General features: G+C 68.6%; 18 protein-coding genes. 8 read left to right on the forward strand and 10 right to left on the reverse strand.

Annotation, left to right across the window (positions count from 1 at the left end; genetic code table 11):
• Window positions 1-32: 32 nt before the first annotated feature.
• The gene (locus IRT45_RS11930) at window positions 33-515 is read left to right on the forward strand and encodes a gamma-glutamylcyclotransferase (RefSeq protein WP_194805903.1); all 483 of its coding nucleotides are present in this window, start codon (window positions 33-35) and stop codon (window positions 513-515) included.
• A gap of 61 nt (window positions 516-576) precedes the next feature.
• On the opposite strand, the gene IRT45_RS11935 is transcribed toward IRT45_RS11930, so the two are convergent.
• The 4 genes from IRT45_RS11935 to IRT45_RS11950 form a co-directional block, all read right to left on the reverse strand.
• Window positions 577-1,740, reverse strand: coding sequence for a M20 family metallopeptidase (locus IRT45_RS11935; protein ID WP_194805948.1), 1,164 nt, complete (start codon window positions 1,738-1,740; stop codon window positions 577-579).
• A 245-nt stretch (window positions 1,741-1,985) separates the two neighbouring features.
• Window positions 1,986-3,161, reverse strand: coding sequence for a M20 family metallopeptidase (locus IRT45_RS11940; RefSeq protein ID WP_194805949.1), 1,176 nt, complete (start codon window positions 3,159-3,161; stop codon window positions 1,986-1,988).
• Between the two features lie 168 nt (window positions 3,162-3,329).
• Window positions 3,330-4,031, reverse strand: coding sequence for an enoyl-CoA hydratase-related protein (locus IRT45_RS11945; protein WP_194805904.1), 702 nt, complete (start codon window positions 4,029-4,031; stop codon window positions 3,330-3,332).
• A gap of 88 nt (window positions 4,032-4,119) precedes the next feature.
• Window positions 4,120-5,028: a ribonuclease Z gene (locus tag IRT45_RS11950; RefSeq protein ID WP_194805905.1), complete on the reverse strand. Its 909-nt coding sequence runs from the start codon at window positions 5,026-5,028 to the stop codon at window positions 4,120-4,122.
• Window positions 5,029-5,129: 101 nt separating this feature from the next.
• Between IRT45_RS11950 and IRT45_RS11955 the strand changes: the two genes are divergently transcribed.
• Together IRT45_RS11955 and IRT45_RS11960 are read left to right on the forward strand one after the other, a co-directional pair.
• On the forward strand, window positions 5,130-5,909 hold the full coding sequence (locus IRT45_RS11955) for a purine-nucleoside phosphorylase (protein ID WP_194805906.1): 780 nt from the start codon (window positions 5,130-5,132) through the stop codon (window positions 5,907-5,909).
• Window positions 5,910-5,918: 9 nt separating this feature from the next.
• Window positions 5,919-7,607: a phospho-sugar mutase gene (locus IRT45_RS11960; protein WP_194805907.1), complete on the forward strand. Its 1,689-nt coding sequence runs from the start codon at window positions 5,919-5,921 to the stop codon at window positions 7,605-7,607.
• Between the two features lie 223 nt (window positions 7,608-7,830).
• Here IRT45_RS11960 and upp read toward each other — a convergent pair whose 3' ends face one another.
• The gene (upp, locus tag IRT45_RS11965; protein ID WP_194805908.1) at window positions 7,831-8,460 is read right to left on the reverse strand and encodes a uracil phosphoribosyltransferase; all 630 of its coding nucleotides are present in this window, start codon (window positions 8,458-8,460) and stop codon (window positions 7,831-7,833) included.
• 146 nt (window positions 8,461-8,606) lie between these two features.
• On the opposite strand from upp, the gene IRT45_RS11970 reads away from it, so the two are divergent.
• The 5 genes from IRT45_RS11970 to IRT45_RS11990 all read left to right on the forward strand — a co-directional run bounded on the left by IRT45_RS11970 (window position 8,607) and on the right by IRT45_RS11990 (window position 12,106).
• Window positions 8,607-8,927 carry a type VII secretion target gene (locus IRT45_RS11970; protein WP_194805909.1) on the forward strand — a complete coding sequence of 107 codons (321 nt, stop codon included), beginning with the start codon at window positions 8,607-8,609 and terminating at the stop codon, window positions 8,925-8,927.
• Window positions 8,924-10,066 (forward strand): NlpC/P60 family protein, encoded by a 1,143-nt coding sequence (locus IRT45_RS11975; protein ID WP_194805910.1) that lies wholly within the window; start codon window positions 8,924-8,926, stop codon window positions 10,064-10,066. The genes IRT45_RS11970 and IRT45_RS11975 overlap by 4 nt, the downstream gene beginning before the upstream one ends.
• Window positions 10,063-10,410: a hypothetical protein gene (locus IRT45_RS11980; protein WP_036498400.1), complete on the forward strand. Its 348-nt coding sequence runs from the start codon at window positions 10,063-10,065 to the stop codon at window positions 10,408-10,410. The genes IRT45_RS11975 and IRT45_RS11980 overlap by 4 nt, the downstream gene beginning before the upstream one ends.
• A 67-nt stretch (window positions 10,411-10,477) precedes the next feature.
• On the forward strand, window positions 10,478-10,810 hold the full coding sequence (locus IRT45_RS11985; protein WP_030513580.1) for a YbaB/EbfC family nucleoid-associated protein: 333 nt from the start codon (window positions 10,478-10,480) through the stop codon (window positions 10,808-10,810).
• A gap of 33 nt (window positions 10,811-10,843) precedes the next feature.
• Window positions 10,844-12,106: a primosomal protein gene (locus IRT45_RS11990; protein WP_194805911.1), complete on the forward strand. Its 1,263-nt coding sequence runs from the start codon at window positions 10,844-10,846 to the stop codon at window positions 12,104-12,106.
• A gap of 19 nt (window positions 12,107-12,125) precedes the next feature.
• Here IRT45_RS11990 and IRT45_RS11995 read toward each other — a convergent pair whose 3' ends face one another.
• The 5 genes from IRT45_RS11995 to IRT45_RS12015 form a co-directional block, all read right to left on the reverse strand.
• A complete protein-coding gene (locus IRT45_RS11995; RefSeq protein ID WP_062994112.1) occupies window positions 12,126-13,220 on the reverse strand; it encodes an adenosine deaminase in 1,095 nt (364 codons plus the stop codon).
• Window positions 13,221-13,330: 110 nt separating this feature from the next.
• Complete coding sequence (locus IRT45_RS12000; protein ID WP_194805912.1) at window positions 13,331-13,834, reverse strand: DMT family transporter; 504 nt, start codon at window positions 13,832-13,834, stop codon at window positions 13,331-13,333.
• Complete coding sequence (locus IRT45_RS12005; protein ID WP_194805913.1) at window positions 13,831-14,355, reverse strand: DMT family transporter; 525 nt, start codon at window positions 14,353-14,355, stop codon at window positions 13,831-13,833. The genes IRT45_RS12000 and IRT45_RS12005 overlap by 4 nt, the downstream gene beginning before the upstream one ends.
• Window positions 14,356-14,502: 147 nt before the next feature.
• The gene (locus IRT45_RS12010; protein ID WP_194805914.1) at window positions 14,503-15,789 is read right to left on the reverse strand and encodes a thymidine phosphorylase; all 1,287 of its coding nucleotides are present in this window, start codon (window positions 15,787-15,789) and stop codon (window positions 14,503-14,505) included.
• Between the two features lie 44 nt (window positions 15,790-15,833).
• Window positions 15,834-16,235: a cytidine deaminase gene (locus IRT45_RS12015; RefSeq protein ID WP_194805915.1), complete on the reverse strand. Its 402-nt coding sequence runs from the start codon at window positions 16,233-16,235 to the stop codon at window positions 15,834-15,836.
• Between the last annotated feature and the right edge of the window lie 226 nt (window positions 16,236-16,461).

A 16,461-nucleotide genomic window follows, 5' to 3' on the forward strand; every position in this document is an offset into this window, starting at 1 on the left:
CAAGCGGTCCCTACATTCGATACTCTTGCCAGGTGCCGATATACGCCGCCTACGGATCCAATATGGACCCGGAGCAGATGCTCAAGCGCTGTCCGCACTCCCCCGTCTACGGAACGGGCTGGCTGGAAGGGTGGCGCCTGACCTTCGCCGGCGACGACATCGGCTGGGAAGGCCCGCTCGCGACGGTGGTCGAGGATCCGGGCTCCCGGGTGTTCGTCGTGCTGTACGACGTCTCCGCCGAGGACGAGCAGAGCCTCGACCGGTGGGAGGGTTCGGATTTCGGTATCCACAAGAAGATCCGGCTCCGGGTCTCGCCCAATTCGGGGACGGGTACGCAGCCGGTGCTGGCGTGGCTGTACGTGCTGGACGCCTACGAGGGCGGGCTGCCTTCCGCCCGCTACATCGGTGTGATCGCCGACGCGGCCGAAAAGGCCGGAGCTCCGGGCGATTACGTCCACGCGCTGCGCACCCGCAACAGCCGCAACGTGGGTCCGGGGACCTTCGGCTCGATGTAGCCGGCCCGCCGGGACGCCGGACGGACGGCCCGCCGGGTTCGCCACCCGACGGGCCGTACGATCAGCGTGCCTGCAGGACCAGATTGGTCATCACGCGCACGCCGGCCGCCAGCGCGCGCTCGTCGATGTCGAAGGTCGGCTGGTGGATGTCCAGTTGCGGCCCCTCGCCCGACCAGACACCCAGCCGCGCCATGGCACCCGGAACCTCCTCGAGGTACCAGGAGAAGTCCTCGCCACCACCCGACTGCGGAGTGTCCGACAGCGCGTCCGGGCCCAGACCGAGAATCGCGTCCTCGAACATCCGGGTGGAGAATTCGTCGTTGACCACCGGCGGCACGCCGCGCTTGTAGTTCAGCTGATACCGCACCCCGGTCGGGGCGAGCAGCCCGTCGACGATCTCGCGGACCATCGGCTCGAGCAGCGACCAGGTGGTGTGGTCACCGGTGCGCACGGTCCCGGTCAGCATGCCGGTCTGCGGAATCGCATTGGGCGCCTTACCCGCCGATACCGCGCCCCACACCATCACCGTGCTGGTCCGCGGATCGATGCGGCGGCTCAGCAGACCGGGCAGGCCGGTGATGACGGTGCCGATGGCGTACACCAGATCGCTGGTCAGATGCGGCCGGGAGGTGTGCCCGCCCGGCGAGTCCAGTACCAGTTCCACGGTGTCGGCGGCCGAGGTGATGGCGCCGACCCGCACCCCGATCCGACCGACCTCGAGCCGGGGATCGCAATGCAGCGCGAAGACTCGCGAGACGTCGTCCATCGCACCGGCGGCGACCATGTCGATGGCACCGCCGGGCATGACCTCCTCGGCGTGCTGGAAGACCAGCCGGACGCCGACCGGAAGTTCGTCCATCTCGGCGAGGGCGAGTGCGGTGCCGAGCAGGATCGAGGTGTGCGCGTCGTGTCCGCAGGCGTGGGAGACGCCGGGAACGGTCGAGGCGAACGGCCGCCCGGTGTACTCCTGCAGCGGCAGCGCATCCATATCGGCGCGCAGTGCCAGGCGCGGCCCGGCCGGGCCGATATCGCAGATCAGGCCGGTGCCGGTGGGCAGTGTGCGCGGTTCCAGACCGGCCTTGACCAGCCAGGATTCGACGAATTCGGTGGTGCCGTGCTCGGCGCGGGACAGTTCCGGATTGGCGTGGATGTGGCGGCGCCAGCCGATCAGATCGTCACCGTGCTCGCTCAGCCACGCCTCGACCGCGGCCTGTCCGGCCGTGATCTCGGCCTGCCGTCCGGTCGCGAGTCCGGTGTGCCGACAGGTACCGGCCTCCGGGCCTACCGCCTTGCTCTGCAGGCCGGGTGTCACCGCCTTGCTCTGCAGGCCGGAGCTCCCCGCCTTGCGACCCGCCGCGGAAGGGCGCGAAGCGGTCGCGGAGTCGTCCTCCGAACCGGTCGCGGCATCGTCGCCGCGACCCGCCGCGGCATCTCCCTCGCGGCCCGCCGGTGATGACCGGCCGATCGTGCTCACCGAATTTCCTCCTGTCGCTGGATACTGCGCTCCGACAACCTGTCCCTGTGTAGTTGATCGCCCGCAACCTGGATTGCGGTACGGGCCAGTGCCCGCGCCCCGTCGGTCACCGCGAGATCGGCCGACGGCGTCACACAGGCCGCGGCGAACTCCCGCTGGTGTGTCACCGCGCCGTTCGCCTCGATGCCGATAACCGGGTGGATGCCGGGAATGACGTTGGTGACATTGCCCATATCGGTACTGCCCAGCGGCCGTGCTGCCTCGAGTTCCGGCGCGAGCGGCATGCGACCCATACCGATGATCTGCTCGCGGTAAGCACACAGTAGTGCGGAATCCGGCGTGAGCTCGGTATATGTGGGCGCCAACGCCCGGATTTCATGAGTGCATCCGGTCGCCAGCGCTCCCGCCTCGAAGCAGGCCGAGGCGCGCTGCAGCAAATCGTCGAGGGATGCGGAATCGTCTGCCCGCAGGTAGTACAACAGTTCCGCATGGCCGGGCACGATATTCGGGGCAACACCGCCCGACTCGACTATACCGTGGAGTTGCTGGCCGGGGCGCAGATGCTGACGTAGCAGACCCAGCGCGACCTGCGCGACGGTGGCGGCATCCCCGGCGTTGCGGCCGTACTCCGGCGCGGCGCTGGCATGTGCCTCGCGGCCGTGGAAGGACACCGACAGATCGGCCAGGGCCAGCGACCGCGCGCCCACGATGTCCATCGGACCCGGATGGACCATCAGGGCCATCGCGACCTCGTCGAAGACGCCGCGCTGCAGCATCAGAACCTTGCCGCCGCCGCTCTCCTCGGCCGGTGTGCCGAAAACCTTCACGGTCAGACCGCACCGATCGGCCACCTCGGCCAGGGCCAGCCCCGCGCCCACCGCGGCCGCGGCGATGATGTTGTGGCCGCAGGCGTGACCGATCTCGGGCAGGGCGTCGTATTCGGCGCAGATTCCCACCACCAGCTCGCCGCTGCCGAAGGTGGCGACGAAGGCGGTGTCCAGGTCCGCGACCGGCATCTCGATCCGGAACCCGCGCTCGCGCAGCGGGGCCAGCGTCTTGGCCACACTGCGGTGCTCGGCGAATGCCAGCTCGGGCTCGGCGTGGATGGAATGCGAGAGGGCGATCAATTCCGATTCGGCCGCCGTGACGGCGGCATCGGCGGCGGCGAGCAGGGCCGGATCCGCCGGATCCACCGAGGGATCGACGTCGTCGGCGCGGGCGCAGCCGGATGCCGCGGCCCGGTGCGCCGACCGGTCCGCGCGACTCCAGCTGCGTTCGTCCCCGCTGCGTGGCATGGCACACAGTCTCGCACTGTGCGCCACGCGGTGATCATCGGGTGTTCAGGAGCCGAAGGCGAGATTTTCCGGTGTCGTCGGGGTATTCAGGCCCGCGAGCGCGCGGCCGTGCAGCGCACGCTTGATAACCGGCAGATTCGGCTTGCGGTTGCCGGTCAGTGCCGCGGCCCGCGCGATGGCCGCGGCCAGTAGTCCGTCGGCCTCGGCCGCCTCGTCGACGATGCCCGCGGCGATCGCGTCGGCGGCGCCGTAGCGGCGGCCGGTGGTCATCGCCTCGAGCGCCACCTGATTGGTCAGCCGCTCGGTGACGAGCGCGTTCATCGCCACCGTGAACGGCATTCCCAGATGGACCTCGGGCAGGCACCAGTACCCGCGATCCGAGCGCATCACCCGGAAGTCGTGCGAGGTGGCCAGCATGGCGCCCGCGCCGAAGGCGTGGCCGTTCAGCGCGGCGACGGTCGGCATGCCGAAGGCCAGCAGCCGGCTGAAGACGGTGTGCACCCGGTCCAGGTACCAGTGCATCTTGTCCATGTTGCCGAACAGCCAGTCGGTGTCCAGGCCGTTGCTGAAATATTTTCCGGTGGCCACCGTGACCAGCGCCGCCGGCCCCTCGGCGGCCTCGACCTCGTCCAGTTTCGCGTGGATGGCGTCGATCCAGTCGGGATGGAAGCGGTTCTCGCTGTCGGTCTGACCCTCGTTGCCGAGGTAGAGCACGAATACGTCTCCGTCACGGTCCAAGTACGGCATACGCAGAGAATATGCAGCTCCGAACGAACGCCCGCATCACACCCCCGGACAAGTTACCGGCGAGTTGGAATCGCCGCCGGTGCACAGGTCAGCGACGCGGTGGAAGCGGCACCCGCATCAGGTCCTCCGCGATCACCAGTTCTCCGTCGAAATACCGCTGCGCCTCGGCCCGGTGCCCGGCCAGATCGCCGTAGCGCTGCGAGAAATGGGTGAGCACGAGCGTTCGCACCCCTGCCGCCGCGGCCACGCGCGCCGCCTGCCCGGCGGTGAGGTGGCCGAAATCGTCGGCCAGCTGCGCCTCGGCCTCCAGGAAGGTCGACTCGATGACGAGCATATCGGCGCCTTCGGCCAATTCCACTATGCCCGAACACATTCGGGTGTCCATGACGAAGGCGAAGCGTTGCCCGGGGCGCGGAACCGACACCTCGTCCACGGTGACCGTGCGACCGTCGGGCAGCCGGACCGCGCCTTCGCGCTGCAACGTCCCGACCGTCGGACCCGCCAGGCCGAATTCGGCGAGGCGCTCCGGCAGGATCCGATAGCTGTCGGGTTCGACGAGCCGATAGCCGAAGGTGTCGATGCGATGCGACAGCCGCACCGCCTCGAAGGTGAACGGCGCGTCCGGCAGCGGCACCGGGCCGTCCGTTTCGATCGGATGCTCGCGCAGACCGGGAAACTCGGGCACCACGCCGCGTAGATGTGTGAGCAGTTCCGCGCCCGATCCCGGGAAGCAGATGTCGACCGGATGGGTGACCTGGTCCAGATTGAGCCGCGCCAGCACCCCGGGCAGGCCGAGGCAGTGATCGCCGTGAAAATGGGTCAGGCCGATCCGGGTGATGCCACTCGCCGAAACCCCCGCGAACAGCATCTGCCGCTGGGTCCCTTCGCCGGGGTCGAACAGCAGGCCGTCACCGTCCCAGCGCAACAGATATCCGTTGTGATTGCGTCGGCGGGTCGGCACCTGACTGGCCGTCCCGAGGACCACGAGTTCACGCACGGCACCATCCTGCCCTCGCCCCGCCGACCGCGCCCGGCGGCGGCACTCGTGTCCGGCCCGCGACGCGCACCACCGGCCCGTCGGCGCACTATCGTGGGCGCATGCTTGCCGAACAGGCCGCCGAGGCGATCGCCACACGTACGGGAGTCACGCACCATCGGGTCGCGGTGGTACTCGGATCCGGCTGGCAGTCCGCCGCCACCGAGATCGGAGCGCCGCGGGCATCGATTCCGATGACCGAACTGCCCGGCTTCGAACCGCCGACGGCCCAGGGACATCAGGGCATCGTGCATTCGGTCCAGGTCGGCGAGGTGCCGGTCCTGCTGATGATGGGTCGCCAGCACCTCTACGAGGGCTACGAACCGCACCGGGTGGTGCACGCGGTACACGCGGCGGCCGCGGCGGGTGCCGAGACGGTGATCCTCACCAACGCCGCGGGCGGTATCCGTCCGGGCCTGCGGGTCGGCGAACCGGTACTGATCAGCGATCACCTCAATCTCACCGGGCGCACCCCGCTCACCGGCGCCGCGTTCGTGAACATGGTCGATGCCTGGGACCCCGAATTACGCACGCTGGCAAGGGAAATCGATCCCTCGCTGACCGAGGGCGTCTACGCGGGCCTCAACGGTCCGCAGTACGAGACACCCGCCGAGATCCGCATGCTGGGCGGCATGGGCGCCGATCTGGTCGGCATGTCGACCGTGCTGGAGGCGATCGCGGCACGCTCGCTGAGCCTGCGGCTGCTGGGCATCTCGCTGGTGACCAATCTGGCCGCGGGCGTGACCGGCGCGCCGCTGTCCCACGAGGAGGTGCTCGCCGAAGGGCAGGCCGCCGCGCCGAGATTGGGCAAACTGCTGCGCGGTGTGCTGGAACGGCTGTAGGCGAGCGCCATGTTGCGATTCGGAACCGCAGGTCTGCGCGGCCCCCTGCAAGACGGGCCGGACGGGATGAATGCCGGCACGGTGGCGCGCGCGAGCGCCGGTGTGGCGGCATGGCTCCGCGACCGCTGTCTGGGCGGCGGCCTGGTGATCGTCGGCCGCGACGCCCGCCACGGCTCCGCGGAGTTCGCCACTGTCACCGCGGAAGTGTTTGCGGCAGCGGGCTTTTCGGTGCTGCCGTTGCCGCGCCCGCTGCCGACGCCGATCGTGGCGTTCGCGGTCCGGGAGTTGGGGGCGGTGGCTGGGGTGCAGATCACCGCGTCCCACAACCCCGCCACGGACAACGGTTACAAGCTCTACCTCGACGGCGGTTCGCAGCTGATCCCGCCCGCCGACGCCGAGATCGAACGCTGCATCGACGCGGTCACCGAACCGATCCCGCGCATCGCCCCGGCCGCGAGCGCCCCGGCGCCATCGATCCTGTCGCTGCCCGCGGATGCCACCCCAGCCGATCTCGGCAAGGAGATAATTCGCCGCTACCTGACGCGAGCCGCCGCCGTGCCCGAGACGATCGGCGGCGCGCGCACGGTCCCGGTCCATCCGAGCCACCACTCCGTGGGCGACAAGCGCGAACCGCGACACGACGACATCCGCGGCGGCACCGCGCGCGAACCCGGCGTCCTCGAGCGGGACGGCGAACCGGGGACGGGAGAACGGATGACGGTGCAACGCCCCGATATCCGGATCGCGCTCACGCCCATGCACGGTGTCGGCGGCGAGACCGCGGTGGCGGCGCTGGCCGCGGCGGGATTCCGGGACGTCCACGTGGTCGAGCGACAGTTCACCCCCGATCCGGACTTCCCGACCGTGGCATTCCCGAATCCGGAGGAGCCCGGCGCCGCGGATCTGCTGCTGGCACTGGCGGAGAAGATCGATGCCGACCTCGCTGTCGCCCTCGATCCCGATGCCGATCGCTGTGCGCTGGCGGTACCCGGCCCGCACGGGTGGCGCATGCTGCGCGGGGACGAAACAGGTGTGCTGCTGGCCGATTACGTCCTGCGTGCCGCGCCGCCGAACTCCCTGGTCGCCACCACGGTGGTGTCGTCGCGGCTGCTGGGGAAGCTCGCGCCCGCACGCGGCGCCCGCTACGCCGAAACACTCACGGGCTTCAAGTGGCTCGCCCGCGCCGGTGACGGCCTCGTGTACGCCTACGAAGAGGCCATCGGCCACTGCGTCGACCCGGCCGCCGTGCGCGACAAGGACGGCATCACGGCGGCGATCGCCGCCGCCGACCTCACGGCTCGTCTGCGAGAGCAGGGGCGTTCCCTGCTCGACGTCCTCGACGACTACGCCGTGGAGTTCGGCCTGCACGCCGGCGACCAGGTGTCACTGCGGCCGGCCGATCCGGCGGCCGCCGCGCAAGCCGTTGCCCGCCTGCGCGACACGCCGCCCGACGTCATCGCGGGCGTCGCCGTCAGCTGCACCGACCTGTCGACGGTTCGCGGCCGGATGCGGACCGACGCGTTGATCTTCGAGGGCGATGGGCAGCGCATCGTCATCCGCCCGTCGGGTACCGAGCCGAAACTCAAATGCTATCTGGAGGTCGTCGAGCCGGTTCGCGACCGCGACGCGCTGATTCAGTCGAAATCCATAGCGGCACACCGTCTATCGGCGCTGCGCGCATTCTGCGAGCAACTGTGAACGGTGGGCCCGCTGCCGAGCGACGGGCCACGGCGGACCGGCGGTCGTAGCGGCCCGACTCCGGCCGCCGCCGAAATAGCACCCGTCTGTCCCGGCGCACCGCTGCGGTCGTGCGGCTGGGGGCCGGCAGGCGACCCCTACTCTCGGCGGTTTCGCGTGCGGTACCGCGCGAGCAGACGCGCCGTGCTGCGGCTCGACGCGCTCCCCTGTTCCCCAGGCGACCTCAGTCGTGGCGCGGACCGAATTGCCGGTCGCCCGCATCACCCAGTCCCGGCACGATGAAGGCGTCGGCATTGAGTCCGGAGTCGACCGCGGCGGTCACCAACCGCACCGGCAGGCCCGACTTCTCCAGCGCGGCAATGCCTTCCGGGGCGGCGACGACACAGACGGCGGTGATGTCGGTGGCGTTGCGGGCACACAGCAGTTCCAGGGTGTGGCGCATGGATCCGCCGGTGGCCAGCATCGGATCGAGGACGAAGACCGGTAGGCCCGCCAGATCCGCCGGCAGCGATTCCATGTACGGCACCGGACGATGGGTCTGCTCGTCGCGCGCCACGCCGACGAAACCCACGCGGGATTCCGGAATCAGCGCACTGGCGGCGTCGACCATGCCGAGGCCGGCGCGCAACACCGGCACGAGCAGCGGTGGTTTCGCCAGCCGGGCGCCCCGGGTCGGTGCGACCGGGGTGTCGATGTCGAAGGTGTGCGTCGGGGCTTCCCGCAGTGCTTCGTAGACGAGGAATCCGGTCAGATCGGCCAGTGCCGCGCGGAAACCCGCGTTGGACGTGCGGGCATCGCGCATGGCCGTCAGGAGGGTGGCCGTCAGCGGGTGTTCCACGATATGCGTACGCATGAGGGAACGATAAGGTCTGTCGGGGTTCGGAATCGTCAACCGAGGGCGGATTTCCGCAACCGGAGTGGGAACCGTTGCGCAGGAGCATGCGTCGAACTACTCGGATGACGTAATCTGCCACCAGACCAGCACGATGGGGGATGTTGATGCACAAGATCTCGGTCGACACCGAGGGCGTCGCCGCCTACGGTGCGACAGCCGCGGGACTGGCCGGTGAGATGGGTGTCGCCGCGGCGGGTGCCGCCGGGGCCGACCCGCTTCTGCTCGGCCCGATCTTCGGACTGGTGGGAGGCGATTTCGTCGCTGCCTATGCCGCGGCCCACGCCGGGCATGTCGCGGGGATCGGCGAACTGTCCGCGGTGATGGGCAGTGTGGGAGCCGCCGCGACGGGCGCCGCCACCACCTATTCCGAAACCGACGCCGCCCACGCCGCCGCACTGCGCGCCGCCGAAGGCCCGATCGGATGACGGGCGTCATCGATCTCGACGCACTCGCCCAACCACTCATCGATCTGCTCACCAGCTTCGGCTCCGGTGTGCTGCCGGCGGGCGGCCCGGCCGACGCGCTGCGTCAGGTGTCCACCCACCTCGACGGAATCCACCAGGCCGGCAGCGCGAGTATCAATCAGATGACCAACGTCTGGAACGGCGGTGGTGGCGACGCCGCGATGGACAAGGCGCTCAAGGTGCAGACCTCGGCGGCCACGATGTCGGATCGCGGCAACGATATGGCCGACGTGGTCAGCCAGGCCGCCGCCACGGTGCAGACGGGGCAGAAGGAACTCGACGGAATCGTCCAGTCGTTCGTGCAGTCGGTGACGGCGCTGGGGCCCGCGCTGACGACTCCTCCGGGACTGATCACCGTGGTCAACTCCGCTATCGACCATTTCGGGCAGGCTCTGAGTGTGGTCGGCCGGGTGCGGTCGGACCTCGACACGCACACCACCTCGATGACCGAACTGACCCCGCCCCCGCCGACGCCGTCCATGTCGGGCACCCCGGTGGCCGCGGCCTCGGTCGCCGCGCCCGCGCTGAGCACCGGCGCGCAGACGGCCAGTTCACTGCTCGGCGGGCTGGTGTCGAGCGGCGGTTCGATGATGAGCAGTATGACCAGCCCGGCCTCGGCGGCGACGCAGTCGCGGTCGAGTTCGGGCGCGACGAAAACGCCCGGCGCTCAGCAGTCCGGCGCCGACAAGCCCGGCCGCCACGGCGGCGTCATGATCACCCTGCCCGACGGCAGCCAGGTCGAGGCACCCAATCAGAAGGCCGCGACCGCGGTCAAGGCGGCGATCAGCGCCTGCGGCACGCCGTACGTCTGGGGTGGTAACACCCCCGGCGCCGGGCTCGACTGCAGTGGCCTGACCAAATGGGCCTACGGCGAAGCCGGTGTCGACCTGCCCCGGCTCGCCTGCGATCAGAGCGCCGGCGCGACACCGGTGAGCCCGGGCGATGTGATGCCGGGTGATCTGGCCATCTGGGACGGTCACGTCGCGATGGTCGTCGGTAACGGACAGATGGTCGAGGCCGGTGATCCGGTGCAGATCGACTCGATTCGAACGGAGAACATGGGAATGGCGTTCCACGGGTTCTACAGGCCGACGTCATGAGCCAGCCGCAGCAGCAGATCCCTAGCGTCACGGTCGCCGCCAGCACCAATCGCGCCGGCACCATCAGCGTGCGGGCCACCGATCAGGGCATTCCGGTGGAGATCAAATTCGAGCGCAGCGAATACCGTTACGGCGCACAGGCTTTGGCCGCCGAGATCCTGCGGCTGACCAAGCGGTCGGCGATCGTCGCCAAGGCGCGCCGGCGCGAACTGCTCGCCGAATCCGGCATGCCCACCGAGATCCTGGACAAATTGGGCCTGCCCACCCGTCAGGAAGCCGTCGACGAACTCGACCGCATGGACGACGAGGACACCGGACCCACCAGCTGGATGAGGCCGGTATGAGCGGCCGGGCTCATACGGCTGATCAGCACAGCATGAGCGCCAGCGCATATGCCGGAAAGGACGCACTGTGAGCGCGGAAATGGATGCCCTGGTCGCCGCGGCGACGAATAAACTCGAGGCCCTCGAGGCCGCGCTCTACAACCTCAAGAACGTGCGCGGTCGCTTCACCGCCGAGGACGGTTCGGTGAGCGTCGAGGTCGACAGCGACGGCGCCCTCGTGGGCCTGGACCTGTCCGAGGCCGTCACCTCCCATTCTCCGGCCGAAGTGGGCCAGTTGATCATCTGGGCGTGCCAGCAAGCTGCGCAGAACGCGGGAGAGCAGCGCTCCGAGGTGGTCGCCACCCTGAATTCCGCCTTCACCGCACCCGAATCGGGAAACGTTGGGGGGCGGGCCGAATAGTGCCGAAGGCAACGGCTCGATAGGCTTCCGTTCATGGCTTCTGGAGACATCGTCCCGATCGAGCTCGGTCTCACCGACGGCGATCTGGTCACCCTGTGGGCACCGCGCTGGCGAGACGGTGACGACGAGTGGGAGGCATTCCTCGGTCACGAGGACGAGCTCTACGGATTCGACTCTCCCGCGGAGCTCGCCGCGTTCATCCGGACCAACGACGACAACGATCTCGTGGACCATCCGTCCTGGAAGGTCGTCGTCGGTTTGTCCGCCGCCGAACTGGAGCCCCACGAGGAGCACGTCTTCGATCTGGTCGGTGTCCCGGAGCTCGCGGCCGGTGAGCCCGACCCGGAGACCATCGCCGAACTGGAAGAGACCCTCGAGATGGTCCGCACCATCGGCGAGGTGTGCGAACTCGAGGTGGTCACCAAGTTCTTCGGCTCGCACCCGGTCCTCGGCGCACTGCCGGCGGGTGTGACCGCGTTCGTGGGCCGCGACGGCGAACAGCTGTGGGATCAGGTCGGCAACGCGATCGCCAAGGACTGGGACCAGGTCATCGACGCCATCGATTCGGTGGTGGCCTCGCCCGAGGTCGATGCCGAAGCGCTGGCCGTGGCCGAGGCGGAACTGCTGGCCGCCGAGGAGAACGTCGTCGACGCCGAGGACGCCGCCGACACCGACGACGACGACATCGAACCGGTCGACCTCGACGAGGACGAGGACACCGACGAGGAAGACGACGAGGACGAAGAGGAGACCTTCTGGCACGAGGTCGGCATCGACCCCGTCAAGATCGTCACCTCCGAGGGCGAATTCTTCACCCTGCGTTGCTATCTGGACGACGAACCGGTGTTCCTGGGCGGCAACGGCACCATCACCGTCTTCCCCTCCGAACGCGCGCTGGCCCGCTATCTGGCCGACGATCACGACCACGATCTGGCGCGGGTCAGCACCTACGGTGAGGTCCGCACGGCGGCGGTCGACGGATCGCTCGAGGTCGAGGTCACCGAGGAGAACGTCTACGTGCTGCCGGGTCTGGCCGACGATCTGGGGCAGGGCCCCAAGTCGGTCGACATCGACCAGCTCGATCTGGCGGTCGAATTGTTCACCGACGCAGCCGATTACGTCGGCGACGACTCGGTCGAGCAGGCGCTGGCGAAGTCGACGCCGCTGGGCTGGTACGTCTCCTATCTGCTGGAGCCGGACCCGACCCGGCTGGCGCCGAGTCCGCCGTTCACCGCCGAGGCCGAGAGCTGGCGGGCCCTGGAACAGGCCTTCGAGAACCGGCTGGAGAAGGGCTAGCCGGCTCCCGAGGCGGTCGTCATCCGATGAGGACGGCGTAACCGGGCTTGATCACCTCGTCGATGATGCGCAGCCGGTCCGGGAACGGGATGAACGCCGACTTCATGGCGTTGATGGTGAACCGTTCCAGATCGCTCCAGCCGTAGCCGAATGTTTCGACCAGCTTGAGCATCTCGCGGCTCATGTCGGTATCGCTCATGAGCCGGTTGTCGGTATTGACCGTGACCCGGAACCGCAACCGGGCCAGCAGGTCGAACGGATGCTTGTCCAGAGCCGGTACCGCACCGGTCTGCACATTCGACGAGGGGCACAACTCGAGCGGAATCCTTTTGTCACGTACATAATTGGCCACCAGCCCGAGGGTGGGTTCGGCGCCGTCGCTGTCGAAGATGTCGTCGGTGATCCGCACCCCGTGTCCGAGCCGATCGCAGCCGCAGAACGCCAGCGCCTCGTGGATCGACGGCAGTCCGAACGCCTCCCCCGCGTGAATGGTGAACTGCGCGCAGTTGGCCCGCATGTATTCGAAGGCGTCCAGATGCCGCGAGGGCGGATAGCCCGCCTCGGCTCCCGCGATATCGAATCCGCCGACGCCGCGGTCTCGGAAGCGCACCGTCAGTTCGGCGATCTCACGGGAGCGCGCGGCGTGACGCATGGCGGTCAGCAGGCAGGTCACCCGGATGGGAGTGCCGGCTTCGGCGGCCAGCCGCTCCCCTTCGCGGAACCCGGCCAGGGTGTGCTCGACGACCTCGTCGAGGGTGAGGTCGCGTTCGAGATGCTGTTCGGGCGCGAAGCGGACCTCGGCGTACACCACGCCGTCGGCCGCCAGGTCCAGCGCGCATTCGCGGGCCACTCGTCGCAGGCCCTCCGGCGTCTGCATCACCGCCACCGTGTGGGCGAAGGTCTCGAGATAGCGCTCGAGCGATCCGCTGTCGGCCGCCTCGCGGAACCAGTGCGCCAGCGCCTCCGCGTCGGTGGCGGGGAGCTGGTCGTATCCGCAATCCTCGGCCAGTTCGAGCACGGTCGCGGGACGCAGGCCACCGTCGAGATGGTCGTGCAGCACGGCCTTGGGGGCCTGGCGGATCGAGGCGAGAGTCAAAGGCATCGGTCCAGTCATGTAACGACGCTATCCGCATTCGCGGGCCCGCGCAGGCAACTTGCCCCGGTGTGCATCTACCCGCCGGGCTGTCGTTGCCCGATGGTCGCCCGCGTGTAGCCGGGCCCGGCTCAGTACTTCGCCATCAGATACGCGCCCATGACGATCAACGCACAGCCCGCCAGTCGTTGCGCGCTGACCGGCCGGCGCGGGAAACCCATGACACCGAAATGGTCCATAACCGCCGCGAGCAGCATCTGACCGGCGATGATCAGGGCATTGAACGTGCTCACTCCCACGCTGGAGGCCACGGTGATCATCGCGAAGATGGCGGCGCCGCCGGTGAGCCCACCGAAGGGAGCCCATCGTGGCATCGCCTTCAGATCCGCTCGGGACGGCCACGGCTGACGCGGCGAAATCGCGAGTGTCACAGCGAATATCGCGCCCACACCGGCGAGCGCCACCGCATACGAGATCACCCCGCACAGAAAGACGTTGTGCAGGGCGAGTTTCAGCGAGTTCTGGCATCCGGCCTCGACCGAGCGCAGGGCGCCGCCGACGAGCATCAGCACGAAGACGAGAATCATCGCTCCGCGGCCGAGCGTCGCAGGCCGGACTGTGGTGCGAGCGGTCATCGCGCCGCCTCCCCGCCCGGCACGAACGCGGGTGGCCGGGGCGCGGCCTCCTGAGAATCGCTCGCCATGAGATACACGGCCACGGTGATCAGCGCGGCCGCCAGCAGCCGGGGCGGGGTCGCGTGCCGTTCGGCGAAACCCATCGCGCCGAGGTCGTCCATCACCAGCGCGACCAACATTTCGGCCACGATGACGACGGCGTTGAAGGTGGCGACACCGACATATCTGGCCACGGTGATCATGCCGAGCACCGCGACACCGCCGATCAGCCCGCCGAACGGCGCCCACCAGGGCATTCGTTCCACGTCGGCCCATGTCGGCCACGGCGAGTGCGAGACCACGGTCGAGATCACGAGGAAAATCGAGAATCCGGCCAGCGCGACGGCGTAGGAGACCACCGCGCACAACCACATGTTCTTCAGATGGAATTTCTGCGTGTTCTGGCAGCCGACCTCGACGGACCGTAATCCGCCGGCGGCCAGGATGAACACGAAGATGAGTCCGAGAGCGACAGCACCCACGAGCACACGTCCTTCGCTAGGCAATCGAATGCCGCCGCACGCGGGCGGTGCTTACCAGCCGGATTTTGCGGTCGTGCGAGCACAGAATAGCAACCCAGACGACGTGCCGTTAGTTATTGGCACAATAGACAGGTCAGCTGATATTGCTCAGAGCCCGATCCGGCCGAGGATCAATGGATGCGCGGTCGGCGGGACCGGCCCGATGTCGTATCCCGCCCGCAGTTGCGCGATCGCCGCGGGTACGGCCGCTTCGGAATCGGTGTGCAGCGTGAACAGCGGCTTCCCGGCCGTCACCGAATCGCCCGGCTTGCAGTGCATTTCGATGCCCGCGCCGAACTGGACGGGATCGCCCTGACGCGCGCGTCCGGCACCGAGCCGCCAGGCGGCGAGGCCGACCGCCATCGCATCCAGCCGAGTCACAATGCCCGACTCCTGCGCCACCAGGGTTTCGGAGTGCCGGGCCCGCGGCAGCGCCGCGCCGGGATCACCGCCCTGCGCCGCGATCATCGCCCGCCAGCGATCCATCGCGCGGCCGTCGGCCAGCGCATCGGCGGGATCGATATCGTGAATTCCGGCCTGCGCCACCATTTCTCGCGCCAGCGCCACCGTCAGCTCCACGACATCCGCGGGGCCACCGCCGGCCAGCACCTCCACCGCTTCGGCGACCTCGAGCGCATTGCCCGCCGTACGCCCGAGCGGAGTGTCCATCGCCGTCAGCAACGCGACCGTCCGCACCCCGGCGTCGGTCCCCAATTCGACCATGGCCGTGGCCAATTCGGTGGCGTCACGGAAGTTCTTCATGAACGCGCCGCCGCCGACCTTCACATCCAGGACGAGAGCGCCGGTCCCCTCGGCGATCTTCTTGCTCATGATCGAACTGGCGATCAGCGGAACCGATTCCACGGTGCCGGTGACATCGCGCAGCGCGTACAGGCGCTTGTCGGCAGGCGCCAGATCCGCTCCCGCCGCACAGATCACCGCGCCGATTTCCGGATCGGTGAGGATCGAGCGCATCCGCGCCGGGTCCAGATCGGCCCGCCAGCCCGGAATCGACTCCAATTTGTCCAGGGTTCCGCCGGTGTGGCCCAGGCCGCGGCCCGACAGCTGCGGGACCGCCGCCCCACAGGCGGCCACGAGCGGCGCCAGCGGCAGGGTGATCTTGTCGCCGACACCGCCCGTGGAGTGTTTGTCGACGGTCGGCCGGGGCAGGTCGGTGAAGTCCATCCGCCGGCCGGAGGCGATCATCGCGGCGGTCCATCGGTCGAGTTCGCGCCGCGTCATACCGCGCAGCACGATCGCCATCGCCAGGGCCGACATCTGTTCGTCGGCGACCTCGCCACGGGTGAATGCGTCGACCACCCAGTCGATCTGCTCGTCGTCGAGTTCCGCACCGTCGCGCTTGGCCGCGATCACCGACACCGCCGTATGGGTCATGGCGAAAAGCCTTCCAGATCCCGTTGGGGGTGCGGAAATTCACATCACGTCCGGCCGGCGGCCAGATCGTCCGGCCCGAAGGCGTCCGGCAGCAACCTCGCCAGCGGAACCGGGCCGTCGCGATGATCGACGAGCAGGTCCGGTCCGCCGTGCTCGTAGAGCACCTGCCGGCACCGTCCGCAGGGCATCAGGATTTCCCCGTGCGAATCACAGACCGCGATCGCCAGCAAACGGCCACCGCCGGAAGAACAGAAGTTACCGACGAGTACAGTTTCGGCGCAGACGCCGAGGCCGTATGAGACATTTTCCACATTGCAACCGCTCACAATGGAACCGCCGGCCGTGAGAGCGGCGGCGCCGACCGGAAAGCCGGAGTACGGTGCATACGCATTACGCATTACTCGAAATGCGTTGTGACGCAGGGAATCCCAATCAATTTCCGGCATATCGGACCTCCGCTCGAATGGTTGATATGACAGCGTAGAAATGGCATCGCGACGCTGTCGAACATTCAGGCAAGGCAAACCTAACTCCCCGCTTGGAGGCTCAACGCACGGCACGCCGAATTAGTTCCGCGAATCGCCGGGGATTAGAGTTCTCCACAGATCGGTCCAGGTTTGGCAACGCACCGCCGGCCACCGCCTCCGGATGTCAGCGCCCGAGATGAGCTGG

This window comes from Nocardia sp. BSTN01, assembly GCF_015354405.1.
In the GTDB taxonomy this organism is placed as follows: Bacteria; Actinomycetota; Actinomycetes; order Mycobacteriales; family Mycobacteriaceae; genus Nocardia.